At 59.4% G+C, this 26,836-nt stretch carries 26 protein-coding genes; 12 read left to right on the top strand and 14 right to left on the bottom strand.

What is annotated here, in order from left to right; all coding sequences use genetic code 11:
- Nucleotides 1-6 precede the first annotated feature (6 nt).
- The 4 genes from QDY28_RS05690 (at nt 7) to QDY28_RS05705 (ending at nt 2,099) form a co-directional block, all read left to right on the top strand.
- Nucleotides 7-504 (top strand): GAF domain-containing protein, encoded by a 498-nt coding sequence (locus tag QDY28_RS05690; RefSeq protein ID WP_331380703.1) that lies wholly within the window; start codon nt 7-9, stop codon nt 502-504.
- 186 nt (nt 505-690) lie between these two features.
- Complete coding sequence (msrB, locus tag QDY28_RS05695; RefSeq protein ID WP_331380705.1) at nt 691-1,140, top strand: peptide-methionine (R)-S-oxide reductase MsrB; 450 nt, start codon at nt 691-693, stop codon at nt 1,138-1,140.
- Nucleotides 1,137-1,670, top strand: a complete 534-nt coding sequence (gene msrA / locus QDY28_RS05700) for a peptide-methionine (S)-S-oxide reductase MsrA (protein WP_331380706.1) — start codon at nt 1,137-1,139, stop codon at nt 1,668-1,670. The genes msrB and msrA overlap by 4 nt, the downstream gene beginning before the upstream one ends.
- A complete protein-coding gene (locus QDY28_RS05705) occupies nt 1,671-2,099 on the top strand; it encodes a DUF6314 family protein (RefSeq protein WP_331380708.1) in 429 nt (142 codons plus the stop codon).
- Between the two features lie 12 nt (nt 2,100-2,111).
- Here the strand turns inward: QDY28_RS05705 and QDY28_RS05710 are convergent, their stop codons facing one another.
- The 3 genes from QDY28_RS05710 to QDY28_RS05720 all read right to left on the bottom strand — a co-directional run bounded on the left by QDY28_RS05710 (nt 2,112) and on the right by QDY28_RS05720 (nt 5,803).
- Nucleotides 2,112-3,011, bottom strand: a complete 900-nt coding sequence (locus QDY28_RS05710; protein ID WP_331380709.1) for an alpha/beta fold hydrolase — start codon at nt 3,009-3,011, stop codon at nt 2,112-2,114.
- 215 nt (nt 3,012-3,226) lie between these two features.
- The gene (locus tag QDY28_RS05715; protein WP_331380710.1) at nt 3,227-4,669 is read right to left on the bottom strand and encodes an alpha/beta hydrolase; all 1,443 of its coding nucleotides are present in this window, start codon (nt 4,667-4,669) and stop codon (nt 3,227-3,229) included.
- A gap of 243 nt (nt 4,670-4,912) precedes the next feature.
- On the bottom strand, nt 4,913-5,803 hold the full coding sequence (locus QDY28_RS05720) for a LysR family transcriptional regulator (protein ID WP_331380711.1): 891 nt from the start codon (nt 5,801-5,803) through the stop codon (nt 4,913-4,915).
- A gap of 169 nt (nt 5,804-5,972) precedes the next feature.
- On the opposite strand from QDY28_RS05720, the gene QDY28_RS05725 reads away from it, so the two are divergent.
- Nucleotides 5,973-6,803: a class I SAM-dependent methyltransferase gene (locus tag QDY28_RS05725; RefSeq protein ID WP_331380712.1), complete on the top strand. Its 831-nt coding sequence runs from the start codon at nt 5,973-5,975 to the stop codon at nt 6,801-6,803.
- Nucleotides 6,804-6,860: 57 nt separating this feature from the next.
- On the opposite strand, the gene QDY28_RS05730 is transcribed toward QDY28_RS05725, so the two are convergent.
- From QDY28_RS05730 to QDY28_RS05755, 6 genes are all read right to left on the bottom strand, one after another.
- A complete protein-coding gene (locus QDY28_RS05730; protein WP_331380713.1) occupies nt 6,861-7,925 on the bottom strand; it encodes a 3-deoxy-7-phosphoheptulonate synthase in 1,065 nt (354 codons plus the stop codon).
- A gap of 538 nt (nt 7,926-8,463) precedes the next feature.
- Nucleotides 8,464-9,525 carry a porin gene (locus tag QDY28_RS05735; RefSeq protein ID WP_331380714.1) on the bottom strand — a complete coding sequence of 354 codons (1,062 nt, stop codon included), beginning with the start codon at nt 9,523-9,525 and terminating at the stop codon, nt 8,464-8,466.
- A gap of 408 nt (nt 9,526-9,933) precedes the next feature.
- The gene (locus QDY28_RS05740; protein WP_331380716.1) at nt 9,934-10,281 is read right to left on the bottom strand and encodes a hypothetical protein; all 348 of its coding nucleotides are present in this window, start codon (nt 10,279-10,281) and stop codon (nt 9,934-9,936) included.
- Between the two features lie 221 nt (nt 10,282-10,502).
- Nucleotides 10,503-11,984, bottom strand: a complete 1,482-nt coding sequence (cysN, locus tag QDY28_RS05745) for a sulfate adenylyltransferase subunit CysN (protein WP_331380717.1) — start codon at nt 11,982-11,984, stop codon at nt 10,503-10,505.
- Nucleotide 11,985: 1 nt separating this feature from the next.
- The gene (cysD, locus tag QDY28_RS05750; protein ID WP_331380718.1) at nt 11,986-12,939 is read right to left on the bottom strand and encodes a sulfate adenylyltransferase subunit CysD; all 954 of its coding nucleotides are present in this window, start codon (nt 12,937-12,939) and stop codon (nt 11,986-11,988) included.
- A 128-nt stretch (nt 12,940-13,067) separates the two neighbouring features.
- Nucleotides 13,068-13,802 carry a phosphoadenylyl-sulfate reductase gene (locus QDY28_RS05755; RefSeq protein WP_331380719.1) on the bottom strand — a complete coding sequence of 245 codons (735 nt, stop codon included), beginning with the start codon at nt 13,800-13,802 and terminating at the stop codon, nt 13,068-13,070.
- A gap of 489 nt (nt 13,803-14,291) precedes the next feature.
- Here QDY28_RS05755 and QDY28_RS05760 point away from each other — a divergent pair, with 489 nt between their 5' ends.
- Complete coding sequence (locus QDY28_RS05760) at nt 14,292-14,738, top strand: RrF2 family transcriptional regulator (RefSeq protein ID WP_331380720.1); 447 nt, start codon at nt 14,292-14,294, stop codon at nt 14,736-14,738.
- 8 nt (nt 14,739-14,746) lie between these two features.
- Here QDY28_RS05760 and QDY28_RS05765 read toward each other — a convergent pair whose 3' ends face one another.
- A complete protein-coding gene (locus QDY28_RS05765) occupies nt 14,747-16,108 on the bottom strand; it encodes a chloride channel protein (RefSeq protein WP_331380721.1) in 1,362 nt (453 codons plus the stop codon).
- Between the two features lie 170 nt (nt 16,109-16,278).
- Here QDY28_RS05765 and QDY28_RS05770 point away from each other — a divergent pair, with 170 nt between their 5' ends.
- Together QDY28_RS05770 and QDY28_RS05775 are read left to right on the top strand one after the other, a co-directional pair.
- A complete protein-coding gene (locus tag QDY28_RS05770; protein WP_331380722.1) occupies nt 16,279-16,665 on the top strand; it encodes a DUF6152 family protein in 387 nt (128 codons plus the stop codon).
- 10 nt (nt 16,666-16,675) lie between these two features.
- A complete protein-coding gene (locus QDY28_RS05775) occupies nt 16,676-17,146 on the top strand; it encodes a DUF6644 family protein (RefSeq protein ID WP_331380723.1) in 471 nt (156 codons plus the stop codon).
- Nucleotides 17,147-17,189: 43 nt separating this feature from the next.
- Here QDY28_RS05775 and betA read toward each other — a convergent pair whose 3' ends face one another.
- The 3 genes from betA to betI form a co-directional block, all read right to left on the bottom strand.
- Nucleotides 17,190-18,839 carry a choline dehydrogenase gene (gene betA / locus QDY28_RS05780; RefSeq protein WP_331380724.1) on the bottom strand — a complete coding sequence of 550 codons (1,650 nt, stop codon included), beginning with the start codon at nt 18,837-18,839 and terminating at the stop codon, nt 17,190-17,192.
- Nucleotides 18,840-19,003: 164 nt separating this feature from the next.
- Entirely contained in the window at nt 19,004-20,473 is a 1,470-nt protein-coding gene (gene betB / locus QDY28_RS05785; protein ID WP_331380725.1) for a betaine-aldehyde dehydrogenase, read from the bottom strand.
- The gene (gene betI / locus QDY28_RS05790; protein WP_331380726.1) at nt 20,470-21,087 is read right to left on the bottom strand and encodes a transcriptional regulator BetI; all 618 of its coding nucleotides are present in this window, start codon (nt 21,085-21,087) and stop codon (nt 20,470-20,472) included. The genes betB and betI overlap by 4 nt, the downstream gene beginning before the upstream one ends.
- Nucleotides 21,088-21,233: 146 nt before the next feature.
- Between betI and QDY28_RS05795 the strand changes: the two genes are divergently transcribed.
- The 4 genes from QDY28_RS05795 to QDY28_RS05810 all read left to right on the top strand — a co-directional run bounded on the left by QDY28_RS05795 (nt 21,234) and on the right by QDY28_RS05810 (nt 25,358).
- Complete coding sequence (locus QDY28_RS05795; RefSeq protein ID WP_331380727.1) at nt 21,234-21,782, top strand: HdeD family acid-resistance protein; 549 nt, start codon at nt 21,234-21,236, stop codon at nt 21,780-21,782.
- Between the two features lie 232 nt (nt 21,783-22,014).
- Nucleotides 22,015-22,266 (top strand): ribbon-helix-helix domain-containing protein, encoded by a 252-nt coding sequence (locus tag QDY28_RS05800; RefSeq protein ID WP_331380728.1) that lies wholly within the window; start codon nt 22,015-22,017, stop codon nt 22,264-22,266.
- A gap of 208 nt (nt 22,267-22,474) precedes the next feature.
- The gene (locus QDY28_RS05805; RefSeq protein ID WP_331380729.1) at nt 22,475-24,280 is read left to right on the top strand and encodes a GGDEF domain-containing protein; all 1,806 of its coding nucleotides are present in this window, start codon (nt 22,475-22,477) and stop codon (nt 24,278-24,280) included.
- A gap of 79 nt (nt 24,281-24,359) precedes the next feature.
- Complete coding sequence (locus tag QDY28_RS05810) at nt 24,360-25,358, top strand: NAD(P)H-quinone oxidoreductase (RefSeq protein WP_331380730.1); 999 nt, start codon at nt 24,360-24,362, stop codon at nt 25,356-25,358.
- Here the strand turns inward: QDY28_RS05810 and QDY28_RS05815 are convergent.
- On the bottom strand, nt 25,339-26,763 hold the full coding sequence (locus QDY28_RS05815; RefSeq protein ID WP_331380731.1) for an MFS transporter: 1,425 nt from the start codon (nt 26,761-26,763) through the stop codon (nt 25,339-25,341). The genes QDY28_RS05810 and QDY28_RS05815 overlap by 20 nt on opposite strands.
- Nucleotides 26,764-26,836 lie beyond the last annotated feature (73 nt).

Below are 26,836 nucleotides of genomic sequence, written 5' to 3' on the forward strand. Positions count from 1 at the left end.
AATCCGATGTTTGTCGAAAAGACGATCCAGCACGACAGCAAACCTGAATTCTACCGCGAGCTTGCCGCGCAGTTGCAGGCGCTGCTCGACGGCGAGACCGATCCGATCGCCAACGCCGCCAATACCTCGGCGTTGATCTACCAGATGCTGCCGGACCTCAACTGGGCCGGCTTCTATTTCCTGCAGTCGGATGACGAACTCGTTCTTGGCCCGTTTCAGGGCAAGCCGGCTTGCGTCCGCATCGCCGTCGGCCGCGGCGTGTGCGGGACGGCGGTCGAGGAGGAGCAATCGATCCTTGTCGAAGACGTGCATGCTTTCCCAGGTCACATCGCCTGCGATGCCGCCTCCCGTTCGGAGCTGGTGGTGCCGCTGTTTCGCGATGGCCATGTTTTCGGCGTCATCGATCTCGATAGCCCGCTTGCCGGCCGCTTCGACACCGACGACCAGGCCGGCATCGAAGCGCTGGCGGCGATCTATGCTGCTGCCTGCGATTGGGATGACTGATTGCCGCTAGATGGCCGGCGCATCACGCCGCCGTGTGCGATATGGCAAATCGCTTGCTCCATACCTATATTTCCGTCGCAACCACTCCCGCGACGCTCATCGAGCTTGATGTCTGTAACGATATCGAGTGTTCTTTCGTAGCCTGGTCGAGTTCGAAACACGCGTCTGAGGGCAAGGAGAACAGGAATGCAGAAGTACAGCAAGACGTCCGAGGCTATAGCGAAGCTGTCTCCCGAGCAGTACCGCGTGACGCAGCAAAGCGGTACCGAGCGTCCGGGCACGGGCGAATATCTCAACAACAAGCAGCCTGGCATCTATGTCGACATCGTATCGGGCGAGCCGCTGTTTGCCTCCTCCGACAAGTTCGATTCCGGCTGTGGCTGGCCGAGCTTCACCAAGCCGATCGAAGCTGCCAACATCAACGAGCTGACCGATCTCTCGCACGGCATGCTGCGCACCGAGGTGCGCTCCATCCATGGCGACAGCCATCTCGGCCATGTCTTCCCCGATGGGCCGCAGGATCGCGGCGGTCTGCGCTATTGCATCAACTCCGCCTCCCTTCGTTTCGTGCATCGTGATCGCATGGAAGCCGAAGGTTACGGCGCCTATCTCGACCAAGTGGAGGATATCCGATGACTACGGAACGTGCAGTTCTCGCCGGCGGTTGCTTCTGGGGCATGCAGGACCTCATCCGCCGTTATAAGGGCGTCATCTCGACACGCGTCGGCTACACCGGCGGCGACGTCCGCAACGCGACCTATCGCAACCACGGCACCCATGCCGAAGCAATCGAGATCGTCTTCGATCCCGAAAAGATCAGCTATCGCGATCTTCTGGAGTTCTTCTTCCAGATCCATGACCCGAGCACACGCAACCGTCAGGGCAACGATGTTGGCACGAGCTATCGCTCGGCGATTTTCTATACGAGCGACGAGCAGAATCGGGTCGCACTGGATACGATCGCCGATGTCGATGCCTCCGGTCTTTGGCCGGGCAAGGTCGTCACCGAAGTCACGCCGGTAAGCGATTTCTGGGAAGCCGAGCCGGAGCACCAGGACTATCTGGAGCGTATTCCGAACGGCTATACCTGCCATTTCGTCCGCCCCGGCTGGAAGCTGCCGGTCCGGCAGTCAGCCGCCGACGCCACGCAGCGCGCCGCATCCTGAATGACGGACACGTGGCCGCCGAGGGCGGTCGTGGATGAATGGCTGAGACCCTATCTCGGCACATGGGACGTGAGGCGGAAGATCATCGACCGCCTCAACGCCTCTCTTATCCTCTTCGAAGGTCAGGCCTTCGTCACGCCTCACCAGTTCGAGGAGCATGGCGACACGACGACGGACTACGCGACGCTCAGAAGCAGCCGCACCTACCGGCTATATAGTGAGTCTGAGCATGTCACAGTTTACTTCCCCGATCTCAGCGAATTCATCTGCATCGGAAAGGACGCCTCCCAGCGCCTTGTTCATCAATGCGGGCCGGACCTTTATCGCGGCCGCCTTTTCTTTCGCAGTCCAGATGCCTGGGCCGAGATGTGGCATGTGCAGGGGCCGCGAAAACACTACGTGAGCCTTGCGCACTATCGGCGCACCTAGGCTCTTCCATATTTAGCCCGCTAGACCAAGCCCGGGGAGGTCGTCTCGACGACTCGGGAGCTCCCTTGCGGCTGTGGTCTCCCTGGAATGGGCGTCCCGTGCAAAATGGGATAGCTCATTGTTGAACCTAGTAGGATTTTCCAGAAAAGGCGCGTGCCCCGTCTCGGGGTACCACGATGCTGTAGCTTCAGGGCACAGTGCCAGAAGGTGCCGCCCCATCGCCGGCAGGACCACCGTGTCCTCCTGCCCTTGGCTTACCAGGACAGGCACCGTAAGTGCGGCCAGTACGTCGTCGGAATCAATCTCGCGAGCCAGCAGAGCAGCCCGAATTTTCGCTGGCACGGCCATGTTCCAGCAAATTGCCGTCTCGAATACATCGGAAGGCAGTTGCGAATAGGTGCACCCGCGCACGAAGTTGCGGATTGCTTCGATGTTGCCGGGCAGGTCTTCACCCGTAGCACCAATGACATGATCGAGGAAGCCAGGACCAATCAAGGTGCCGAGCGCCGCCTTGTTTAGCGTCGTTGCCCCGGCCACAAAGTTGATACCCTCAACATGTGCAGTTCCATGGGCGCGGAGATAGTCGCAGATAATGAAGCCACCGTATGACGAGCCCACAAGAACCGGCCTGCCAAGGTTGAGTTGATCTATGATGGCGGCGATATCCTCTGCCCAAAGCTGCGGTTGAGTATAATGCTCTGCTTCAAGCGGTGCGTCCGACATGCCGTGACCGCGCAGATCCAAGGCTACGAGGCGGAAATCCGCTGCAAGCATGCTTTCATATTGGTTTTTCCAGCAAAGATGGTTTTGAGACCATCCGTGAATGAAGACGATCGAGGGCGCGTCTTCTTTTCCCCATTCGCGAACATGCAGTCGCAATCCTGCGCCGCCAATAACGTTATGAACCTTCATCGTCGTTCCTCCTTGTCAGCATCGCAAACTGTTGGAAGGATTCTATTCTGCGGGCGTGAGAAAGAATGTGGAAGGAACCGTTGAAAATGCCGGCCCACCGTTGAAAGAGCGCGCAGCAGCCGAAGTGTGACGTCGCTTCCACCAAACGCCGGAACGTCCTACCCAGTTGATGGCGCCTCCAAAGCGGTTAATTGTCAAGGCGGCATGGTCTTGGGCTACGTTGTTTCGGCGACGAAGCGCATTACCTCACGAACAAACTGCTCAAAGGCGGGTTCGCTGGCGAGGAGAATGTGATTGGCGCTATCGAGATCGACAAATCGAGCCCCAGGGATGCCGGTCGCAAACTCCCTTCCGGACTGAAAAGGAACGACAGCATCTTTTCTCGCGTGCAAGACGAGCGTTGGAACCGTCACCTGCGACAGCATATCCGAAACGTCGATGTCTCCGAATGCCTCGTGCAGGCGACCGGCGTTACCGGGCGACACGGAAATGCGCTGCAGTTCGTCAAACCAATCCATTTGCACCGGGTCCGCCCCGGGAATGAACATGGCAGTGAACAGATGCCGAAAAACCGGATTGTGCTGACCCCATCCTTCCCGGATCAATGCGGTCATTGCCTGATGCGTGGCCACCTCGTGGCTATCACCTCGCTTGCGCCAGCCTTTTACGAATCCTCCGTAGAGAATGAGCCCCGAAACGCGTTCGGGATGGCGAACGGCATAGGCAACGGAAATGGCGCAGCTTTGCGATACACCCAGAAGCGTGAATCGATCGAGGCCCGCTGCATCGACCACGCTCTCCAGATCCGCAATCATCGCCTTAAACGAAATGTCCTCGGCAACCCAGTCCGAAAGACCGTTACCGCGTTCGTCATAGCGTATGAGCTTCGTCTTCTCCGAAAGCGCGTCGATCCAATGCTTCCATACCGGACTTTCCCAATCATACTGCAGATGCGACATCCAATGTGCGGCTCGCACGATTGGCGATCCGTGGCCACACACCGCGTAAGCAATAGTTACCCGGTCGACGGTTTTGCAGAAACGAATTTCCTGCGATCTCTTGCTCCGGGTCACCGGTGGCGATGGGACATCCAGTGAAAGTCGAGACGGCTGGTTTGGGGCATCGCGAGAATCCTTGGCCAGCCCACTCCCGGAAACCGAAGGCTCCGACCACCGCTCGGGCAGATCATCGGCGGCAATCTCTTCGGCAAGGCGAGCGAGCACCAGGGAATAAACATTTACCCGCTCGGGGCTATCTTGAAGGCGTCGAATGAGAGCACGCAGAATCCCCGCGTGCACCCGAAGTGCCATATCCCGGTGGTATAGCCGCCAGGCTTCAAAATTCGGGCAGTGCGGCAGGCAAAGGCCTTCGAGAAATTCACCGCGAAAGGTCTTGGCAAGCGACTCCAATGTCTCCCTGTTCAAGACGTCGAGGTCAGCCGGTCGAAGGGAAGCGATGCCCTTGAAGTCTACGTCGATTGTCTGGGGGCTGAGGAGAACGCAGTTGTGGTCCGCATGCAGGCGCACATGACCTTCATCATTCACGATTGGCCTGAGTTTGTGGAGGCTCCACCTCAGGGAAGCCCGGGGATCGTCTGGAACTTCCCAAAACATCTTGCAAAGATGCTCGCGACGTTGGGGTCTTCCGATGACGGCCAAATAGCCAAGAAGGGCGCGGGTTTTCTTCGACTGCGGCAGAGGCAAAAGCCGTCCCTGCTGCCTGACGTTGAGTTCGCCCAATACCTCGATGGTTAGCTGGCCGACCATGATACACTGACCCGACGGAGTGTTCAGCGACAGCTTAGAGCAATGCAGCTCAGGAGGAAATCGTCCGGTTACTGTTGGGTGAGCAACGGCCGGCTGCCAGATTTCGCCGCGACAGCCTGGCACTTGCGCCCTTCGCTAGCCTATCGGGGCCGGATGCGAGGCCGAAAATGCCTGTGCTTCCTTCTGCAGCCATTCGCAGAACAAGACCGATTTGCGATTTCGCCGGGCACGCCGCAGCGCCACGTAATGATGGCCGCTGTCGATGAAACCCAACGGGGCGGCGAGGCGGCCGAAGCGGATGTCATCGGTCACATAGGGCCAAGGCGCGACGCAGACGCCGAGGCCGGCACTTGCAGCCTCCAGCATGAAATAGAAATGCTCGTATTCCACGCGCGCTCCGGCCTCGACGGCGGCGCCCGACCGCGACAGCCAATCGCCCCAGGCGCGAAGGCGGGTTCTGGTATGAAGCTGCGGAACGCCGGCGAAATTTTCCGCAACGGTTCTTTCGAGGGAAGGGGAGAGAACCGGGCCGGTCTGCTCCGGAAAAAGCGCGATGACCTCCGCGCCCTGCGGCCACGGTGCGGCACCGACTCGGATCGCAACGTCGAACCCGTCTCGCGTAAAATCCACCGGACGGGACGATGCCGTCAGGCGCACCTCGATGTTGGGATACTCCGCCTGAAACCGATATAGGCGCGGAATTAGCCACCGCATGGTAAAGGTGCCGGGGCAGGAGACGTCGAGCGATCCCTCTTCCGTATCGGCCACCGACCGCACCGACATGTCGATCTGATCGAAAGCGGAGACCAAGCCGGACAACAGGGTCGAACCTGCCTCCGTCAACCGCAGTTTGTTCTTCGGCCCTTCGAACAGCGGCACACCCAAGACATCCTCGAGATGCTGGATCTGACGGCTGACGGCGCTATGCGTCACGTTCAGCTCGTCAGCGGCTAGCGTCATCCGTCCATGTCGGCCGGCGGCTTCGAAGGCGCGCAATGCGTTGAGGGAGGGGATGCGGCGGGCCATGTGAGATTTCCGAACAAGTTTTGTTCGATCATATCGGTTTTCTTCCTGCACGCCATAATGTTTTGTCCCGCTTACAAAGTATTTTTTCTCCTTAAGGGAACAATGAAGTTCGGTATGCGAGAGGCACGAGGCTGCCCAGGGCAGCCAGATAGAAGAGGATGAAGACAGGATGGCCAACAGACATCAGGACGGCAGCGCCGGTGACGCAAATTACGGCGTGATCGGCACCAACTATGCGAAATACCGCCAGCCGGATCTGCATATTGCGGCCTTTATCCATGCTGCATTGGGCAATGCCCGCAGCGTTCTGAATGTCGGTGCCGGCGCCGGCTCCTATGAACCCATTGATCGCACCGTGACCGCGGTTGAGCCGTCCGCGTCGATGCGGGCGCAACGGCCGGCGCATCTGCCCGCCGCCATCGATGCCACTGCCGAAAAGCTTCCCTTTGCGGATCATAGTTTCGATGCCTGCATGGCGACGTTCACCGTGCATCAGTGGTCCGATCTGGTCGCGGGCCTTGCCGAGATGCGGCGGGTCACGCGCGGTCCCGTCCTGATCCTGACCGGCGATCCCGAAGAGCTCGATGGCTTCTGGCTCGTCGATTATGCACCGGAAGTGATCGCGGTGGAGGCGCGCCGTTATCCGCAAATGGCGACCATTAACGAAGGATTGGGCGGCAATGCCAAAGTCATTCCGGTTCCGATTCCGCTCAATTGCACGGACGGTTTCGGCGAGGCCTATTATGGGCGCCCGGAACGCCTGCTGGAGCCGGGTGCACGTCTCGCCAATTCCGCTTGGAGCTTCGTCGATGCGTCGATCGGCGACCGCTTCGTTGCCGATCTCGGACGCGATCTCAAAGACGGCACGTGGGATGCAAAATACCGGCATCTGCGCACGCAGCCGGAATTCGAAGGATCGCTGAAGCTGATTGTCGGTGAGGGCGATCCTGAAACGAAGGAGAGTGCTTTGTCCTTACTCGCTTCGCGAGGGCAGGCTTAAAAGCGGCCGGGATCGTTCACCCAAGGGTATTGGATGAACGATCCCTGGGTCGACATATTATTGGCGAGACACCCGCCGTCTTGTTTGTGCGGCTCGGGCCAGTTCCTCCAATGTGCGGACGGAGGTGGGCCAATCAATGCAGCCATCGGTGATACTTTGGCCATAGACCAGTGTTTTGCCGGGAACCAGATCCTGGCGGCCGCCGACGATATTGCTCTCCATCATCATGCCTTTGATGCGACGATCGCCGGCGGATATCTGCTCTGCGACGGAGCTGACGACCGTCGGCTGGTTCTCGGGGTTCTTGCCGCTATTGGCATGGCTGACATCGATGATGATCCGCGGATCAAGTCCTGCCTGCTGAGCCTGTGCCGATACCGCTTGCACGCTGGCCGCGTCATAGTTGGGTTGCTTGCCGCCGCGCAGAATAAGGTGGCAATCCTCGTTGCCGCGTGTCGAGGCAATCGCTGCCAGACCTTCCTTGGTGACGGCCGGGAAATGATGCGGCTGCGAGGCCGCCACGATCGCATCGAGCGCTATTCTCGCGTCGCCATTCGTCCCATTCTTAAAGCCGACCGGGCAAGAAAGACCTGAGGCGAGCTGGCGATGCACCTGGCTCTCGGTCGTCCTCGCACCGATCGCACCCCAGCTTACCAGGTCGGAAATGTACTGCGGCGTGATCGTGTCGAGGTATTCGCAGCCGGCCGGCAGTCCGATTTCGTTGACATCGACCAGAAGGCTCCTTGCGATGCGCAATCCCTCCTCGATACGGTAGCTGCCATCAAGATGAGGATCGTTGATGAGGCCCTTCCAGCCGACCGTGGTTCGGGGCTTCTCGAAATAGACCCGCATGATGATTTCGAGATCGTCGGCGAACCGGTCGCGCTGTTCCTTCAAGCGGGCGGCATAGTCTCGCGCCGCGACAGGATCGTGGATGGAGCAGGGGCCGATCACGAGGATCAATCGATCATCGTCATTGTTCAGGATGCGGTGAACGGCACGGCGCGTTTCCGTCACGGTCGTGGTGACGGCCTCATCCCGCGGGATCTCCGCTATAATGCTGGCGGGCGGGGTGAGGGCAGTGATTTCGACAATTCGCAAATCATCAGTGGATTTCAACACGGGATCGCTTCCTTTTTGGGGTCATACCGTGCCGACAAAAAAAGCCGCCAGGTAGGACTAGCGGCTGTTCGGGTCTATGTCGTTACGTCGATTTTACCTACGCACGGGCCCGCCTCCGCTGGGAGCAGCGGTACCAATAAAATCGCGAGGCGTTTGCGTAGACGAATGACATGCGGCCTCTCTACGATAAAAAAGGCGGCTTGTCGATGATGTTGAGGGCATGGCCGTAATCTTCACTCCGGCGATTTGCCGCTTTTGCAGCACGACCTTCCGGAACCGCTGGCCGTTTCGTCGGCCGGAGGGGAATTCTTTCCCAGACGACGCCATCGGTCTCGGCAGAAGCGCCGCAGATCGAAGTAACATTATATATAATATGACAAAAATAAAATTCTATCTCCGGATGTTGCGCATCCGGTTGGTAGCAATCAAGGAATGTAGGCGAAACCCGTCCCGGAAGGACCGGCCCAACTTCGCTGGAAGTCAGGCCGGCCTCCATCCGATCAGGGGTCAAGTCAGATCAGATCTCAGAAACGAGGTCTTAGAAGCTACGCTGGAAGCGCAGAACGCCAGCCCACTGGTCCTGGTCGATGGAGTCCCAGTTGGTGTAGGAAATTTCCGGCTGAACCAGCAGGTTCTTGACCGGGTTCCAACGAAGGTTGGCGGTAGCTGCGAAGATCTTCGAGTCGGTGTAAGCGACCTGAGCGTTAGCCTGGAGCTTGTCGTTGAACGGAACGGTGACGCCGCCCCAAACAGCCCAGTCGCCCCAGCCGATACCCTTGGCCGGGCCTGCGCCGTTTGCGCTGGCGTACTTGTTCAGCTTGTCGCCGTCCGTGTTCCAGCCGCCCATGACGAACGCCTTGAAGACGCCGAAGTCGGCATCGGCGCGAGCCTTGATGGCGCCTTCTTCGACGATCGAGTCATAACCGCCGACGATCTTGAAGCCGAAGTTGCCAGCCTTGTAACCAGCACCGGCAACGACGTCCGGAGCGTAGTGGTTCGAGCTGTTTTCGCCGTTGACGCCGGTTGCGCCAGAGCCGGAGTTGGAATCTTCGAGCGAGATGACCGCCGTGAAGCCGTTGCCGGCGTCGTAGTTGTAAGTCAACTGGTTGAGTTCGTACGGGCCGTCATAGACCACGTCGTCGTTGATGACGTTGCCGGCATAACCCATGTACAGGTTATACTGCGAGTCGAGCTTACCGATCGTGAAGCCAGCGAGGCTGATGTTGGCGAACAGAAGCTTCGTGGTCGTGGAGCCGCCTTCCTGCCAATCCCAACGGTAGACGGTGTTGGTCTTCAGCGGACCGAATTCGGTGTCGCTTGCGGTGTCGACGCTCAACTGAGCGCGGGTGTGCCACAGCGTGCCGGAACGGTCAGCCGGGTTGTAGGCGTTGTACCACTTGCCTTCGGTACGGACCATGCCGCCGATCTTGAGGCAGGTCTCGGTGCCCGGGATGAAGAAATAACCGGCGCCGTATGCGTCGCAAATGCGGACGTATTCGAGCGGTTCCGGCTCAGCGGCGACGACAGCGTCGGCTGCCTGAGCGCCGGAAACTACTGCGAGGGCAGCAGCGGAGCCGAGAAGAAGGCTCTTGATATTCATAAAAACTCCAATCCAATATAGATTGGGCACAGGCCATCGCGCCGAAAATTCGACGTGCCTCACCCTATCCCTGTTAAAAACCCCGACTCGGGAGAAACGGGCCCCACCCGCTTCTGCGCGTCATTAAGCCTGAATTCATGCAAAATTATATGATATATTTTTGCCGGAATGACGTTTTCGTGATTTTTCATTTTTAGTTGCAGGAAAGCAACATCTGCAAACATAGATGGTAAGTTTGCCGTAATATTGTCTGCGCAATAATCACTTTGGGGTAGGAAATTTCCCCGCCACCGAGGCAAATGTACGAAGACGCATACGTTCAGTCCTGAACGGCTGCACGCGAACAGATCGACGCCTGCAACGGCGTCGCCAGTTGGATTTAGCTGTGGTGGGCTAAAGAATGCTCGATTAATACAGAGCGGTTCGCTTCGAAGTCGGGGTTATCAGCCTGCTCAGCATGGCGCCGATTGCGATGCCCCAAAGGCCGCCGGACATGTCGACGATGATATCCATCGAAGAACCGTAACTTCCGGTCGCCAGGAAATGCGATAGGCCGAGCACCGAGACGCTGCCGATCATCAACAGGCAGGTGAAGGAAGGCGACTGCGGATAAGCAAGTCGAGCCAACATGCCCGCGACGCAAAGTGCGCCGGCACGATACATGTTGAAGGGATCGCCAAGTTGGGCCTGCAAATTGAGATGCGCAAAGGTCACCGCAACGAGTGCCGCGATGTAGCTCCAAGCGATAATTTTCAAAAACCGACCTGATATCATGGGGCTATTGTACAGCAATGACCAACCGAAACTCTAGTCTCCGGTCTTTCTCGAGAGTTGCGATTGCCGTCTTGCCGCGCACACATTTTGTGTGTTCGAGAAATATATTGTTGCGCGCCAGGCAAGGCTGAAGGCGCTTACAGCTCAGATTTTTCCAAAAAAAGGGGCCAGTCGGCCCCTTTTCATCATGAATTTGACGCCAATCAAATATCGCTGGCGGCGTTTGCCCAGATCTCCGCTGCCTGTGCTGCGGTCACGCGGCGAACTTCCGTTTCGTCGCGACGGCTGGAGAAGAGTTCGCTGGCCATGATCTGATCGGCAAGATCTGCTGGCAGCGACAGGAGCACCCGTTGGCCATCCTTATGGATGCCGCCGAGGTCGGCGCGCTTGCCGGTGATCATGCCGCCGGCGACCGTGTTGTTGGTTTCGGGGTCGATCAGGATGAAGGAGCCCGTCGAGCGGTTCTGATCGTAGGGATCGAAGACCGCAGCTTCGTCGAAGGAGAGGCGGACCTTACCGATCGCGTTCATCCACAGCGACTGTGCGGGTGCCCAGGCGCCGGTCTTCAGCTCAAGCTGAGCGATCGGCTGCACCTGTACGCGCTGGCGGCGGCTGCCGCTCTTCAGCCAATAGCGTTTACCGGGCTCGATACCTTCCGGCTGCAGCGCGACGATCTGCGCGTCGAAGGCGAGACCCGATTGCGGCTGGCTGTCAATCGCGACGATCATGTCGCCGCGCGAGACATCCACCTGCCGGTCGAGCACGAGCGTGATGGCGTCGCCGGCAACTGCAGCATTGCGGACGAGATCGAAGGTGACGATCTTGGAGACGTTGGCGACCATGCCCGACGGCAGGATCATGACGCTGTCACCCGGCTTCACCGAGCCGCCCGCAACGGTGCCCTGATAACCGCGGAAGCTTTCGCCCGGCCGCGAGACGCGCTGAACCGAAAGGCGGAAGCCGACCGCCTGCGCCGAACGCACGGTGGCGAGTTCCAGCGTCTCGACCAGCGTCGGACCGGTGTACCACGGCATGGCGGCTTGGCCCGAATAGACGACATTTTCGCCCTTCAGCGCCGACATCGGGATGGCGGTGATCTGCTTGACGCCGAGCGACAGAGCGAATTCGCGGAAATCATGCGAAATCTTCTCGAAACCGGCGCGGTCGTAGTTGGTCAGGTCGATCTTGTTGACTGCCAGCACGAACTGCTTGATGCCGAGCAGCGAAGCGATCGTCGCGTGGCGGCGCGTCTGCTCGAGAATGCCCATGCGTGCGTCGACCAGCAGCACCGCGAGATCGGCGGTGGAGGCGCCGGTCGCCATGTTGCGGGTATATTGCTCGTGGCCGGGCGTGTCGGCGACGATGAAGGAGCGCTTGTCGGTCGAGAAATAGCGATAGGCGACATCGATGGTGATGCCCTGTTCGCGCTCGGCCTGGAGGCCATCGAGCAGAAGTGCGAAGTCGGGCAGGCCGAGATCGTTCTGCTTGCCGGTGGAATCGCGCTGCAGCGTGGCGGCTTGGTCTTCCTTGACGGCCTTGGTATCCCAGAGCAGACGGCCGATCAGCGTGGATTTGCCGTCATCGACGCTGCCGCAGGTGATCAGGCGAAGCGGGCGCGAGTCGCGCACCTTGGCGGGCTCGGCGGCCGGCAGGGTGACGGCGTTTGCGGTTGCGGCTGCAGTCATCTCAGAAATATCCTTCACGCTTCTTCTTTTCCATGGAGCCGGATTGGTCGCGATCGATGGCGCGGCCCTGTCGTTCGGAAACCGTGGCAATTTCCAGCTCTGCAATAACGTCTTCAAGTGTGGTGGCAGTCGAGCGGATCGCCCCCGTCAGCGGGAAGCAGCCGAGCGTACGGAAGCGGATGACTTCCTCGCGCTTGACTTCGCCGGGCAGCAATTCAAGCCGCGGATCGGCGGCCATGATCATCATTCCGTCGCGCTCGACGACCGGGCGCTTCTCCGCGAAATAGAGCGGCACGATCGGAATGTCTTCGGCCTGGATGTAGCGCCAGATATCGACCTCGGTCCAGTTCGACAGCGGGAAGACGCGAACGCTCTCGCCCTTGCGGATCTGACCGTTATAGATGTTCCAGAGTTCCGGACGCTGATTGCGGGGATCCCAGCGATGGTCCGGCGTGCGGAAGGAATAGATGCGTTCCTTGGCGCGCGAGGCCTCTTCGTCGCGGCGCGCACCGCCGAAAGCAGCGTCGAACTGCCCTGCGTCGAGCGCCTGGCGCAACGCTTCGGTCTTCATGATGTCGGTATAGGGTGCCGAGCCGTGGGTGAATGGCGTGATGTTTTCGGCCTTGCCGCGCGGATTGATGTGTTCGATCAGATCGAGATCGTATCGCTTCACGATCTCGTCGCGGAAGGTGATCATCTCGGCAAATTTCCAGCCGGTGTTCACATGCAGCAGCGGGAAGGGAACGCGGCCGGGATAGAAGGCCTTGCGAGCCAGATGCAGAAGCACCGAGGAATCCTTGCCAATCGAATACAGCATCACCGGACGCTCGAATTCGGCCGCCACTTCGCGGAAGATGTGAATCGACTCGTTTTCCAGCGCCTTGAGATGCGGGTCGAGCGGCGGCTTGGTGCTCTGCGGATTGGAGAGTTCCGTATCCGGACGGCTATCGGGCATTTCTAACTCCAGAACTTCAGATGGTTCCGACCGGGAGGCTGGCCGGAATAATAAGGTGCGTTGGTTCCCGACAGCCTGGCGGCAGGTTCAACTGCGCCTCGACCGGTGCCGGGACCCGGCGGGACGCGTCACTGTGCGGCGGCTGCTTCCTCATGAACATGCAGGCCGCATTCGCGTTTCTCGTCGTTTTCCCACCACCACCGGCCGGCCCGCTCGGGCTCGCCCGGTTTGATGGCGCGGGTGCAGGGTTCACATCCGATAGAGGGATAGCCGCGCTGATGCAACGGGTTAACCGGCACGCTGTTGTCGGCGACATAGGCGCGGATCGCGTCGATGTCCCAGTCGGCAAGCGGGTTGACCTTTAGGAGGTTGCGCTCGGGATCGTATTCGGCGAAAGCCGTCTCAGCGCGATTGGCCGATTGGCCGCGACGCAGGCCGGTGACCCAGATCGTTGCGCCGGAAAGCGCTCGCGCAAGCGGCTTCAGCTTGCGCACGCCACAACAGGCATGCCGGGCTTCGACGCTCTCGTAGAAACCATTGAGGCCATATTTCTCCGCATAGGCATCGATGTCTGCCTGCTCCGGCTCGTAACGGCGGATGCGAATATCGTATTGGCTTTCGGTTTCGTCGATCAGCGCCAGCGTTTCGGGAAAAAGACGGCCGGTTTGCAGCGTGGCAACTTCGATCGGCAGACGGTGATTGCCGATCTCTGCCGTGATGACCTGGTCTTCGATCCCGAGGGAGGTCGTAAAAACGGCATGGCCGCCGAGGCCGGCAACCAGAGACAGACGGCCGGCGAGATCAAGCGCCGCCAACCGGCTGTTCAGCGTTCCGGCTTCTTCGATAGGATTGATGGCAGTCATGGAGATTCCTGTCCTGATATTGCCCCGGAGTATCGCAGCTTGTCAGGGGAGCGGACAGAAAAACGGATTTCGAAAGCTGGGGAATAGAGAGCAAATATCTCCATGAAGCCGCTTCCATGCGGAAAAGCGACCGCCTCGGCTATGAACCAAGACGTTTTGCCTCCTGCAGCAGGCCGGCGGGGCAGCACCGATAAGACTAGTCATATCTAAGTGCTTGCTTTAATGTCTATAGAAATAGTAGGGTTACACGGGGCTTGTCAAACGGAAATCGGAAGTGATGGCCAAAAAGATGCGAAACGCCGAATTTTGCCCTAAACTGCGGGCATAGCATAAGAATGAAAACAAGGCTGGGTTGCCGGTATTATCGAAGCTTTTCATGATCTGCATGTTTGATGCAGGATTGAAGCTCGGCGACAGTGTTGAGAGTTCCGAAACGATGTGGCCGATGTATCGGGTGAGCGCATCGTATGTGTGTGTAAACGGTTCGAAATGATCACTCAGAAAGCAAAATATGCGCTGCGGGCGCTGTCTGCTCTGGCTCAGGCCGAAGCGGGCGAACCGATGATGATTTCAGACATTGCCGCGCAGCAGAAGATCCCGAAGAAATTTCTGGAGCAGATCCTTCTCGACCTGAAACATCAGGGTATCGTCATCAGCCGACGCGGCAAGCAGGGCGGGTATCTGCTGCGCAAGCCCGCCAACGAAATCACCTTCGGCGAGATCCTGCGCATCATCGATGGACCGATCGCGCCGCTGCCGTGTCTTTCCATCACCGCCTATCGCCGCTGTGATGATTGCGACGGCGAACAGACCTGCGAAATCCGCCATGTTTTCGCAAGGGTCGCCGATGCGACCCGCAAGGTTCTGTTCTCGACCACTATCGCCGACGCAGTATCTCTGCCCAACAACGCGGAAGTCGCACGGCTGCTGGCTTGAATGAGGCCTCAGCCGGCGGCGTGCTCTTCGCCCGCTTCCTTCTCGATTGCCCGCCGCGCCCGGACCGCTGCTGCGATGAAGACGCGCGAGAGGCCGTGATAGAGCGGTTCGCGTGACAGGAGGCGCGAGGTGACATAGCCGATCATCGACACCGCCATGATCGGAATGACGGCCTGATGATCCCCGGTCATTTCCAGAATGATGACGAACGCGGTCATCGGCGCCTGCACGACGCCCGCAAAATAGCCCGCCATGCCAAGGATCGCCGCCAGCGCAATGTTGCTGCCGATGAGCACGCCGACCGTACTGCCGAAACCGGCGCCGACGGCAAGCGACGGCGCGAAAATACCGCCGGGAATGCCTGAGATCATCGACAGGAAGCTTGCCAGCAGCTTTTCGACAAAGAACAGCAGGGGCAGAGCATGCCCCTCCACGGCGCCGCGGGCTTGGTCATAGCCGGTGCCGAACGTGTTGCCGCAGGAAGTGACGCCGATCGCCGCGACCACAAGGCCACAACAGCCGGCGAGCATCAGCATGCGCTTGAGGGGTTGCGGCTGCGCCCACCGGCGGATGCGTATGCCGGCATAAAGTGCAAAACCGCTGAAGGCCGCCCCGAGCACGCCGCCACCAATGCCACAGATTAGGACGAGGCCCCAATCCGCAAGAGCAGTCGGAGCGGCATCCGCCGTACCGAAATAATTATAGCTGCCGGAGAGCCCGAGGGCCGCGAGGCCGGAGAGTATGACTGCGGTCAATACCAGACCATTGGCGCGCGATTCATAGGTGCGGCTCATCTCCTCGATGGCAAAGACGATACCGGCGAGCGGCGTATTGAAGGCTGCCGCAATGCCGGCTGCCGAGCCCGCCAGGATAAGCCCCTTGGCTTGCGCCATGCCGCCGAAGCGGGCAACCGCCAGCATGAAGGAAGCGCCCACCTGCACGGTAGGGCCTTCGCGGCCGATCGAAGCGCCGCAGAACAGCCCGAGAATAGTCAGCACGATCTTCCCAAAAGCAAGCCGGAGCGACAGCAGCTTCGTGCGGTCTTCGTCATGATGCAGATGTCGCGCCGCGATCGCCTGCGGGATGCCGCTGCCTTGAGAATTCGGAAAAAGAGTCGCGGCCAGCCATGCCGAGAGCACGAAGCCGAGCGGCGTCAGCACGAGCGGCAACAACCAGGTCCATTCGCCGGAACTCGTCACTCCGGCAAAGGCGCGCTGCGCCAAGTCGGCCAGCTTGGCAAAACCGACGCTGATCACCCCGATCGCTAAAGCCCCTGTCCAAAACACCAACCGCGGCCGCCAGAGATGGATCGAACCCCAAAGAACACGGGAGCGGCGGAGAAGCTTGGACTTGCGGTAAATGGGGGGCATGGCGATTTTCGCTGGAAAGGGTGAGATGATGTCGGCTTTGCGGCCGGAGGGTATGCATCCAACGCTTCTAGCGTCTTATCCCACCGCTCTTCAACTCTTGTTGATATGCCTGTCCATTCCTCAGCACTGCGCCATTTTCCCGCATCTGGGTAGGAAAAGGGGGAATCGGCATGTTTACTTCATCATCCAAGACGATTCTGGTCGTGGCCGGCCTTACGATTCTGATCGCAGGCAGTGCTGCCGCTCATCATGGCTGGTCCTGGGCGGAAGAGAAGACGTCCGAGCTGACGGGAACGATCCAGAAGATTTCGATGGCGCCGCCGCATCCGTCTCTCGACGTTGCAACCGCTGATGACGGGCTTTGGCGCGTCGAGCTCGGCAATCCGCGCCAGACGCAACGCGCTGGCTTCGTCGAGGGCTCGGCGAAGGCTGGTGATCGGGTTGTCGCCCTCGGCAACCGCTCGCTCGATCCGAACGAGAAACGCATGAAGGCGGTGCGCCTCACGATCGGTAACAAGAAGTACGATATCTATCCCGAGCGAATCGAAACCAACTGACCGGATCGCCATGGAGATCCTGGAATGGATCGGGGGCTTGGCCCTTGCCCATCACCTGAAGCGGTCGGCGTTGCTCTACATGGCCGTCAACGCGGCACATATTCTGGCAATCGCGTCCCTCATCGGCGCGATCTTGCCGCTCGACCTGCGTATTCTCGGGCTCTTCCGCTCGTTTCCACTGACAGTGCTGGGGCCGTTCCTTTCCCGCGCTGCCAGCGTCGGTGTTGTGGCTGCAATTATGACCGGCCTTTGCCTCTTTACGGTGCGACCTGTCGAATATGCCGGAAATCCAGCTTTCCTATGCAAGATCGGCCTCTTGGCTTTCGGCGTAGTCAACGCGCTGCTTCTTCACGCAAGCCCGGAATGGCGGCGGGCCGTTTCGCACGGCGTCGCCTCCTTTCGGGTGAAATTGTCCGCAGCAATTTCATTTTTTATCTGGATCGGAGCTCTGGTGGCGGGCCGGTGGATTGGCTTCCTGTAGAGACTGACCCGCCGCTAGCCCGTTTGCGCCTGAAATAGCTGCCTTACCGATCGCTCACCGCCCATCGCGGATTGATCCAGGGTTCCTGGTTCGATCGGGCCAGCCTTGGCTTGCCAAGAATATGGTCGGCAGCTTTTTCGCCGGTCATGATCGAAGGACCATTGAGATTGCCGTAGGTGACGTGCGGGAAGATCGAGCTGTCAGCAACGCGAAGGCCGTCGACGCCGATGACGCGGGTGTCGGAATCGACCACGGCCATCGGATCGTCCTTCGAGCCCATCTTGCAGGTGCCGCAGGGGTGATAGGCACTTTCCAAGTGCTCGCGCAGGAAAGCGTCGATCTGATCGTCGGTCTGGACCTCTGGACCTGGCTGGATTTCCGGACCGCGATATTCGTTGAAAGCCTCTTGCCCGAAGATTTCGCGCGTCAGCCGCACGCAGTGGCGGAATTTTTCCCAATCCTCCGGATGGCTCATGTAGTTGAAGCGGATGACGGGATCGGTGTTGGGGTCGGAGGAACGCAGCGTCACCGCCCCGCGTGATTTCGACAGGTTATAGCCGACATGCGCCTGGAATCCATGGCTCTTTGCTGCCGCCTTGCCGTCATAGCTGATGGCGACCGGTAGGAAATGATATTGAATATCGGGCTGTTTGATCCCTGGAGCCGATCGCACGAAGGCGCAGGCTTCGAACTGGTTGGACGTTCCGAGGCCAGATTTGAAGAACATCCACTGCGCCCCGGCAATGCCCTGCATGTACCAGGGCAGCCAGGAATAGAGCGACACCGGCTTAAGGCTGGTCTGCTGGAAATAGAATTCCATGTGGTCCTGCAGATTGGCGCCGACGCCCCGCCGATCCACCTTCACCTCGATCCCCATCTCCTGCAGATGTTTCCCAGGGCCGATACCGGAGAGCATCAGCAGCTTCGGCGAGTTGAAGGAGGAGGCGGAGACGATGACTTCGCGGTTTGCCTTGACGATCTCGATCTTGCCGCCGCGCTCGATTTCGACGCCTGTCGCGCGGCCGTTTTCGATCACCACCTTGCGGGCAAGGCAACGAACCAGTTGGACATTCGGCCGTTTCAGCGCCGGCTTCAGGTAGGCCGTCGCCGCAGACCAGCGCCGGCCAGCCCACGTCGTCTGCTCCATCAGGCCGAAGCCTTCCTGCTTGCCGCCATTATAATCTTCGGTTGCCTCGAAGCCCGCCTGCTTGCCCGCTTCGATAAAGGCATGGAACAGCGGATTGCGGGCATCGCCGCGCCGGACATGCAAGGGGCCGTCGGTGCCGCGCCAGCCCTCTTCGCCGCCATGCGAATGCTCCATCCGCTTGAAATAGGGGAGCACATCGGCATAGGCCCAGCCTTGCGCACCGAGCTCTTCCCAGCGGTTGAAATCCTCCGCATGGCCACGGACATAGACCATGCCGTTGATCGAGGACGAGCCGCCGATGACCTTGCCGCGCGGCGCGGTGATCCGTCTGTTATTGAGCTGCGGCTCCGGCTCGGATAGATAGCCCCAATTATAGCGTTTCATGCTCATCGGCCATGCAAGCGCCGCCGGCATCTGGATGAAGGGGCCGACATCGCTGCCCCCGAATTCCAGCACGATCACCGAATGCTTGCCATCCTCCGACAGCCGATAGGCCATGGCGGAGCCGGCGGAACCTGAGCCGATGATGACGAAATCTGCTTGCATGTTTATCTCCACGTGGCCGCCTCGATCCTTCGAGGCCCGCCTTTGGCGGGCACCTCAGGATGAGGCGGGTCGTCGCTTGTTCTTACGGCGAAGTTTCTCTCGACCTCACCCTGAGGTGCCGCCACAGGCGGCCTCGAAGGGCGAGGGCGAGCCCCGACTTTGCCTTAATAAGGCGCCTGCACCGGCCCCATGCCGACATAGACCGTCTTCAGCTCGGAATAATGCTCCAGCGCGGCCAGCGAATTTTCGCGGCCGAAGCCCGATTGCTTGGAGCCGCCGAAGGGGATTTCGACCGGGCAGAGATTATAGGTGTTGATCCAGAGCGTGCCGGCCTCGAGCTGGTCGGCGACGCGGTGCGCGCGGGTGAGATGGGCGGTGAAGACGCCGCCGGACAGGCCGAATTCGGTGGCATTGGCGCGAGCGATCACCTCTGCCTCGTCGTCGAAATCCAGCACGCACATGACCGGTCCGAAAATCTCTTCACGGGCGATCGTCATATCGTCGGTGACATCAGCAAAAACGGTCGGCTGAACGTAATAGCCTTCGCCGGCAACATTATTGGGAATGCCGCCGCCAGCCACCAGCGTGGCGCCTTCTGCCTTGCCCTTCTCGATATAGGACAGCACCTTCTCGCGCTGTGCCCAGGACACCATCGGGCCGACCTGCGTCGCCTCATCCATGGGATCGCCGATCACCATCGCCTCGGTGCGTGCCTTCAGGCGCTTCAGGAATTCGGACTTGATCTTCCTGTTGACGAAGACGCGCGTGCCGTTCGAGCAGACCTGGCCGGTCGAATAGAAATTGCCGAGCATGGCACCGCCGATGGCGCTGTCGAGATCGGCATCGTCGAAAACGATCAGGGGCGACTTGCCGCCGAGTTCCATGGTGACGTGCTTCAGGCTTCCGGCGGCGGATGCAGCGACCTTACGGCCGGTCGGCACCGAGCCGGTGAGCGACACCTTGGCAACGTCGGGATGATTGATGAGCAGCGGGCCGGTTTCACGATCGCCCTGAATGACATTATAGAGCCCCTTCGGCAGGCCGGCCTCGATCAGGATCTCGGCAATCTTCAGCGCTCCGAGCGGCGTGTTTTCGGAGGGCTTGAAGACCATGGCATTGCCGGCCACCAGCGCCGGCGCGCCCTTCCAGCAGGCGATCTGCTGCGGATAGTTCCAGGCGCCTATGCCGACGCAGACGCCGAGCGGGACGCGCTTGGTATAGGCGAAATCGCCGCCGAGCGGGATATAGGAGCCGTTGAGCCCGGCTGCCGCGATGCCGCCGAAGAATTCGAAACTGTCCGCGCCGGAGGTCGGGTCGGCGACAATCGTCTCCTGGATCGGCTTGCCGGTGTCCAGCGTTTCCAGTTCGGAAAGCTCGCGGTTGCGCTCGCGCATGATCTCGGCGGCGCGCTTCAGGATACGGCCGCGCGCCGTCGGGCTCATCGCTGCCCATTCCGGCTGCGCGCGTTTGGCGCTGGCGATCGCTTTTTCGACGATTGCGGGCGTTGCGGCATGCAGCCGGGCGACGACTTCACCCGTCGCAGGATAGATGCTTTCGATGGCGGTGCCGTCGGTATCCTCGACATATTCCCCATCGATGAAATGCGAGGCTTTCGGCTGGGCTTTGAGGGTCATTTTATCTGTCCTTTTGAAGGGGCGGCCTTTTGAGAAAGCGGCGCAAGCAGGGCGTTGATGTAATCTTCAGTAAGCGCGATCGAAGCTTCGATGCTGATCGGCGCCGATCTCAGACTTTGACGGATGTAGAGACCGTCGATCATCGCGGCAGCGCCTTCGGCGACGCGTTCTGCGTCTTCGCCCGGGCACAGCGCCTTGAGGTTCGCAAGCAGATTGGAGCGCAGCCGTCTCGCATAGATGACGAGGAAGCGGCGCGTCTCCTCGGAACGCTGCGCCTCGGCATAGAAGGCGAGCCAGGCGGCAATCGTCTCCGGCGCGAATTGATCGGCCTGGAAACTGACGCGGATGATGGCGGAGAGTTTTTCACGCGGTGTCTTTGCCGCGCCAAGCTCCGTCACCACGCTGTCGCGGAGCCGCTGTAGGTGACTCCTGACGGTCTCGATCAGCAACTGTTCTTTACTGCCGAAGTAGTGGTGGGCAAGGGCAGGAGATACGCCTGCCTGTTTGGCGATCTCGGACATGGTGACGGTCAACGAGCCGTGATCGCCGATCACGCGCATCGCCGCATCCACAAGCGCCTTGCGGCGCACCGGCTCCATTCCGATTTTCGGCATAAATCACCCCACGAGCTTGCCACATTGTATTTTTGATTGACTGATCAATCAACAAAAAAAGAGGCCGAGTTGATCGCAGTCAGAATCTCCTGCCGCTTTCCGAGATACATCCTGTATCATGCTCCTGGGAACGAGGAGGTACAGTCATGGTCAATGTTCTGGATGAAGTTCCGCCATCCGCCATGCGGGACAAATGGGGTTGGTTCGTTGCGCTCGGTGTGTTCCTGCTCATTTGCGGCGGGATCGCATTCGGCAATCTCTTCATCGCCACAGTAGTATCGGTCTATTACATCGGCATGCTGATGCTGATCGGCGGCGTCATTCACCTGGTGCATGCCTTCCAGGTCCGCGGATGGGAGCATATTCTGTTCTGGGTGCTGAGCGGTCTGCTCTATACGCTCGCCGGCATTCTTGCTTTCGCCAATCCGTTGCTCGCCTCCGCGGCACTGACGCTGTTTCTTGCCGTCGCATTGCTCATAGCCGGCACATTTCGTGTCTGGGTCGGACGCAAGGTGAAGCCGGAGCGGGGTTGGATATGGATCGTGATCGGCGGCGTGGTGACGGCACTTGCCGGCATAGCGATCGCTGTCGGCTGGCCGGTCAACAGTCTCTGGGTTCTCGGCCTCTTCCTGGCAATCGACCTGATTTTCCAAGGTTGGACGCTGATGGCCTTTGGCCTCGCTCTTAGGCAGTAGCGGTGCGTAAAGGAGGGGTAACGAACTACTACTTTTTGACAAGAAGGGTGAGCGGCGTTATTCTTTGAAGACTTCCGTCGAGGACGGAGTGGCGGTAACTGACGTAACGGCAGGCGCCGCTATCTGAAGCCTGCGTATTTATCGAGACGCATCTTCCGAAACTCCAGCGAACATGCATTTGAATATATCTCCGGCAAACAGTTTTCTTAAGAACTAAAAAGGGAGAAATATCATGCCGATGGTAACGGTATCCATCTCACCGCTTCAGGCTGCTGGCATCCGCACGGCCGTCGACACTGGAACGTATGCTTCGAGCAGCGAGGTGGTGCGCGAGGCTCTGCGCATGTGGGATGCCGCGCGCAAGCGCGGTGAGATCTGCGATGTGCCCCGCGCAGCCAATGATCCTGAGAGCGTGGCGAAGAGCAGTCGCTGCGTTGCCGATATGTTTGCTGACTACGAGGCGGAAAAACGCCGGCATAACTAAGCGGCGAATATGGAATTCTTTATGAAACTCTGAGCCGCCACCTCTTGCATCGAGTCGGCTCGTCAAGGTTAAGGCTCTTTTACCATTCACGAAACTTTCACATAGGGGAAAGGTTTCGTTGACGCTTGTGACGCATCTTGGCCCCAAAACGCTCCAAATCCAAAGTTTACTCAAAAACTTAGATCGAAATTCTTAAGTGGAGATGGGCATGTCCCAGACTGCCGCCATCGAGCCGGGCGTCTTGCGCCGGTATGCTAGCGATCAGATCGTCACGCTTGCTAAACTCGTTGTCGAAAATGCGTTCCAGCCGATCGTCGAGACGGGCACCGGCACGGTTTTCGGTTATGAATCCTTGATGCGCGGGCAGGAGCGCATCGGCTTCGACAGCCCGATTCAAATCCTCGACGAGGCCGAGCGCACCGGCCAACTGCTCGGCCTGGAGCAGATGGTCACAAGCCGGGCGCTGGCGAAATTTTCGACCCTTGCCAATGCCAGAACCGCAACCCTCTTCCTCAATCTCGACGTGCGGCTGATCCCGCAGGGCGAAATGCTGGTCGATGGCTTGCTGCAACACATGAAGAAGGCCGGTATCGCGCCATCCTCCGTCTGCTTCGAGTTTTCCGAGCGCTTCGACAATACCAGCGTGCCGGAATTTTGCGATCTGGTCGCCAAAATGCGCGGTGCCGGCTTCAAGCTGGCGATCGATGATTTCGGTGTCGGTCATGGCGAAATGAAGCTCTTGTCGGACTATCCCGTCGACTATCTCAAGGTCGACCGGCATTTTGTCGCCAATATCGATCGCAACGCCCGCAAGCGCCACATTCTCAGAAACCTCGTTCATATCGCCCACGTTCTGGGCACGCGTGTCATTGCCGAAGGCATCGAGACCGAGGCGGAGTTCCTGATCTGCCGCGAATTCGGTGTCGATCTCGTGCAGGGCTGGTTCATTGCCCGTCCCACAACCCTGATCAACGAGCTGAAGCCAGCCTTTCCGCATCTGCAGGATCTTGGCAAAATGGCGCGCAACAGCCAATCGCTCGACGAAATTCTCATCCGCAAGCAGATCGAAGTGTTGCCGACCATCCGCGAGAATGACAGCATCGACAGCGTTTTCGAACTCTTCCGCCGCAATCCGAGGCGAGCCTATTTTCCGGTCGTCAACACCAATGGCGAACCGCGCGGCATCATCCACGAATATCGGCTCAAGGAATATATCTACCAGCCCTTCGGCCGGGACCTGTTGAAGAACAAGGTCTATGAGCGTTCGATTTCCCATTTCGTCGAGATGGCGCCGATCGTCGGCCTGGATTCCGATGCCGATACGCTGATGACGATCTTCGCCAATATGGAAAGCAGCGATTGCCTGATCGTCACCGAGGGCACGCATTATGCCGGCATTGTCTCGGCTGCTTCGCTGATCAAGGTCATCAACGAGAAGCAGCTCAAAATTGCGCAGGATCAGAATCCTCTGACCGGCCTGCCGGGCAATCGCGCCATTCATGATTTCATGCAGAATGCCGGTCGCGACGGCGATGAGATCAGGCACTTCTGCTATTGCGACTTCGATAATTTCAAGCCCTTCAACGATGCCTACGGCTTCCATCTCGGCGACCATGCCATTTCGCTGTTCGCGGCGCTGATGCGACGTTACTTTTTCGCCGAGCGCCAATTCCTTGGTCATGTTGGCGGCGATGATTTCTTCATCGGCGTGACTGGCTGGAACGTTGGCGAATTGCGCGAGGTCCTGGATCGGCTGCTTGCCGATTTCCACGCCGATGTGCGCGAATTCTATTCGGCGGAAGATCGCGCCGCCGGCCGCATCCGCGGGCACGACCGCAGCGGCGCGGAGGCGCTGTTCCCGCTGATGCGCTGCTCCATCGGCATTCTCGAGCTGCCTGAAGGTCTGGTCATCGACAATATCAACCGCGTGAGCACCTCGATCGCCGGCATCAAAACAAGGGCGAAGGAAGACGAAACCGGCGTTGCATTCCTGAGCCTGGGCGAGACGAATTGACGCCCTCCCATGTGGGCTTCTTTTCAAGCGGCATGCGCTAAACTATCTCCACTGCTTTGCTGGGAGAGGAGAGTGACCCATGCCCTTGCCGTCTGAAATGCGTTTTGTGGATTTGCCGTCCTTCGGCGCTCCCGAGGTGATGACGATCGCCCGCAGACCTCTGCCGGTGCTCAAGGATGGCGAAATCCTCGTTCGCGTCGAAGCGGCCGGCGTCAACCGGCCGGATGTAGCTCAGCGCCAAGGCATTTACCCGCCGCCAAAGGACGCAAGCCCGATACTTGGCCTGGAAATCGCCGGCGAAGTTGTCGATGTCGCGCGCGGCGTTACGGAATTTGCCATTGGCAACAAGGTTTGCGGCCTCGCCAATGGCGGCGCTTATGCCGAATATTGTGTTCTCCCCGCTGGCCAGGCCTTGCGATTTCCGAATGGCTACGACGCCGTTCGCGCGGCCGCGCTGCCCGAGACGTTCTTCACTGTCTGGGCCAATCTCTTCCAGATGGCCGGCCTCACCGAAGGCGAAAGCGTCCTGCTCCATGGCGGCTCCAGCGGCATCGGCACGACCGCGATCCAGCTCGCGCACGCTTTCGGCGCCACCGTCTATGCGACCGCCGGCTCGAAGGAGAAGTGCGAAGCCTGCGAGAGGCTCGGCGCCAAGCGGGCGATCAACTACAAGGAGGAAGATTTTGCCGAGGTGATCAAGGCGGAAACCGGCCATGGGGTCGATGCCGTCCTCGACATGATCGGCGCCGCCTATTTCGAAAAGAATCTCGCCTCGCTCGCCAAGGACGGCTGCTTGTCGATCATCGCCTTCCTGGGCGGTGCGGTGGCTGAAAAGGCCAATCTGCAGCCGATCATGGTCAAGCGCCTGACGGTGACGGGATCAACCATGCGCCCGCGTACGGCAGAAGAAAAACGCGCCATCCGCGACGATCTTCTTTCCCAGGTCTGGCCGTTGCTCGACGAAGGCACTGTCGCTCCCGTCATTTACCGGACATTTGCCTTCGAAGACGTCGTCGAGGCGCATAAGCTGATGGAGACCAGCAATCACATCGGCAAGATCATGCTGAAGCTCGCTTGAAGGTCAGCGACATCGCTATAGCGACAAGGCCGGGCAGGGCCATCAACGCATAGAGCCATGTGGCCGCCGACAGGCTGCCGGCGGTGCCGCCGGGATCCGCAAGGCCGGCGCCGTTGACGATGACGCCGGCAAGCGAAGAGCCGAAGGCGCCACCCAGCGACTGCACTGTCGAAATGGCAGCCGACGCCTTGTCCTGTTCGGCTGTCGCGACAAGGCCGATGACCTTGGTCACGAGATGCGCCCAGCCGAGGCCGACGCCGAAACCCATCAGGAACATGGCGACAACAGCCGGACCGAGCAGGAACAGATCGCCCGGCGGATTGTCTCTCGCCAGAAATGGGATAAGCGATGCGGTGGCCGCGGCTTCAAGTAGACAGCCGACGATGATTGCGGCGCCCGCACGCTTTCCGGAAAACGGTGCACTGAGAAAGGCCGCGAAAGTCCAGCCCAGTGCCACCAACGCGACGAGATAGCCCGAAACCAAGGGTGCTACGCCGTGCAGGCTTTGCAGGAAATAGGGAATATAGATGTCGCTCGTCAGCACCATCATCATGGTGAACATCGTCAGATAGAGCCGGGATATCGGCCTGCTGAGCATGACCGAACCTTGCGGCAGAAGCCGGTTCGCGCTTTTGCGTTCGATCGTCAGCATGGCGGAAACGGAAGCTATTGAAATTGCGACGAGTATGATCTTGCCCGGCATATTCCCGATGGCTCCGGCAAGACTTACCAATAAGACCGCTCCAATCAGGAGTGCAATCTGAAGGAATGGCGTCTTCTGTTGCGCCCGATCATCCTCGACGCGCGGCAGCAGCCACGGTGCCGAGAGAGCCATAAAACCCGCCAGCGGCACGAGAATGACGAAGGCCTGGCGCCAGGCACTGCCTTGCGAAAATAGCCCGCCCAAAGTTGGGCCGAGCACGGTCGCGACGCCCCATATGGCGGCATAAAGTGTCGACGCTTTCCGCCAAAGGGGCTCCGGATAGACGAAACGGATGAAAGCATAGCCAAGAGCGCCCAGCATGCCCGCGCCGAAACCCTGTACCGCGCGTCCGGCAAGTACGACCTCTATCGTCGGCGCCATGGCACAGATCAGGTTTCCCGCGCCAAATATTAATGCGGCCGCGATGTAGACCGTGCGTAGACCTATGCCTCTTGGCCGTGTCGCAACCGAGATCGAGCCGAGAACGCCCGCCGCGACGAAAAGCGTCGTCATCCAGGAAAACAGCTCAAGACCGCCGATATCGCGAACGACGGAAGGCGCGATCGTCGCGGTGATGTAGGATTCGACGGCATAGAGAACGACGCCTCCGCCGAGCATCAAGGTTGCCGGCAGAAGCTGGGGCGAGAAGAGTGTAAAGATGGAAGTGGGGCGGGACATATCTGCATTTTGGATGCTCGACATCGGATGATCCTCGGCATTTTCCCTGGCGAATAATATTTTTCCAAGCTATAAATTGGAAATTACATCGCCCTGA

Origin of the sequence: Rhizobium sp. BR 362 (genome assembly GCF_036528765.1) — a bacterium.
Lineage (GTDB): Bacteria > Pseudomonadota > Alphaproteobacteria > Rhizobiales > Rhizobiaceae > Rhizobium.

What these genes read in the sequence shown, in the direction of transcription:
- QDY28_RS05690 (WP_331380703.1), top strand. Translation starts at nt 7, where the DNA reads ATGTTTGTCGAAAAGACGATCCAGCACGACAGCAAACCTGAATTCTAC.
- msrB (WP_331380705.1), top strand. Translation starts at nt 691, where the DNA reads ATGCAGAAGTACAGCAAGACGTCCGAGGCTATAGCGAAGCTGTCTCCC.
- msrA (WP_331380706.1), top strand. Translation starts at nt 1,137, where the DNA reads ATGACTACGGAACGTGCAGTTCTCGCCGGCGGTTGCTTCTGGGGCATG.
- QDY28_RS05705 (WP_331380708.1), top strand. Translation starts at nt 1,671, where the DNA reads ATGACGGACACGTGGCCGCCGAGGGCGGTCGTGGATGAATGGCTGAGA.
- QDY28_RS05710 (WP_331380709.1), bottom strand. Translation starts at nt 3,011, where the DNA reads ATGAAGGTTCATAACGTTATTGGCGGCGCAGGATTGCGACTGCATGTT.
- QDY28_RS05720 (WP_331380711.1), bottom strand. Translation starts at nt 5,803, where the DNA reads ATGGCCCGCCGCATCCCCTCCCTCAACGCATTGCGCGCCTTCGAAGCC.
- QDY28_RS05725 (WP_331380712.1), top strand. Translation starts at nt 5,973, where the DNA reads ATGGCCAACAGACATCAGGACGGCAGCGCCGGTGACGCAAATTACGGC.
- QDY28_RS05735 (WP_331380714.1), bottom strand. Translation starts at nt 9,525, where the DNA reads ATGAATATCAAGAGCCTTCTTCTCGGCTCCGCTGCTGCCCTCGCAGTA.
- cysN (WP_331380717.1), bottom strand. Translation starts at nt 11,984, where the DNA reads ATGACTGCAGCCGCAACCGCAAACGCCGTCACCCTGCCGGCCGCCGAG.
- cysD (WP_331380718.1), bottom strand. Translation starts at nt 12,939, where the DNA reads ATGCCCGATAGCCGTCCGGATACGGAACTCTCCAATCCGCAGAGCACC.
- QDY28_RS05755 (WP_331380719.1), bottom strand. Translation starts at nt 13,802, where the DNA reads ATGACTGCCATCAATCCTATCGAAGAAGCCGGAACGCTGAACAGCCGG.
- QDY28_RS05760 (WP_331380720.1), top strand. Translation starts at nt 14,292, where the DNA reads ATGATCACTCAGAAAGCAAAATATGCGCTGCGGGCGCTGTCTGCTCTG.
- QDY28_RS05765 (WP_331380721.1), bottom strand. Translation starts at nt 16,108, where the DNA reads ATGCCCCCCATTTACCGCAAGTCCAAGCTTCTCCGCCGCTCCCGTGTT.
- QDY28_RS05770 (WP_331380722.1), top strand. Translation starts at nt 16,279, where the DNA reads ATGTTTACTTCATCATCCAAGACGATTCTGGTCGTGGCCGGCCTTACG.
- QDY28_RS05775 (WP_331380723.1), top strand. Translation starts at nt 16,676, where the DNA reads ATGGAGATCCTGGAATGGATCGGGGGCTTGGCCCTTGCCCATCACCTG.
- betA (WP_331380724.1), bottom strand. Translation starts at nt 18,839, where the DNA reads ATGCAAGCAGATTTCGTCATCATCGGCTCAGGTTCCGCCGGCTCCGCC.
- betB (WP_331380725.1), bottom strand. Translation starts at nt 20,473, where the DNA reads ATGACCCTCAAAGCCCAGCCGAAAGCCTCGCATTTCATCGATGGGGAA.
- betI (WP_331380726.1), bottom strand. Translation starts at nt 21,087, where the DNA reads ATGCCGAAAATCGGAATGGAGCCGGTGCGCCGCAAGGCGCTTGTGGAT.
- QDY28_RS05795 (WP_331380727.1), top strand. Translation starts at nt 21,234, where the DNA reads ATGGTCAATGTTCTGGATGAAGTTCCGCCATCCGCCATGCGGGACAAA.
- QDY28_RS05800 (WP_331380728.1), top strand. Translation starts at nt 22,015, where the DNA reads ATGCCGATGGTAACGGTATCCATCTCACCGCTTCAGGCTGCTGGCATC.
- QDY28_RS05805 (WP_331380729.1), top strand. Translation starts at nt 22,475, where the DNA reads ATGTCCCAGACTGCCGCCATCGAGCCGGGCGTCTTGCGCCGGTATGCT.
- QDY28_RS05810 (WP_331380730.1), top strand. Translation starts at nt 24,360, where the DNA reads ATGCCCTTGCCGTCTGAAATGCGTTTTGTGGATTTGCCGTCCTTCGGC.
- QDY28_RS05815 (WP_331380731.1), bottom strand. Translation starts at nt 26,763, where the DNA reads ATGTCGAGCATCCAAAATGCAGATATGTCCCGCCCCACTTCCATCTTT.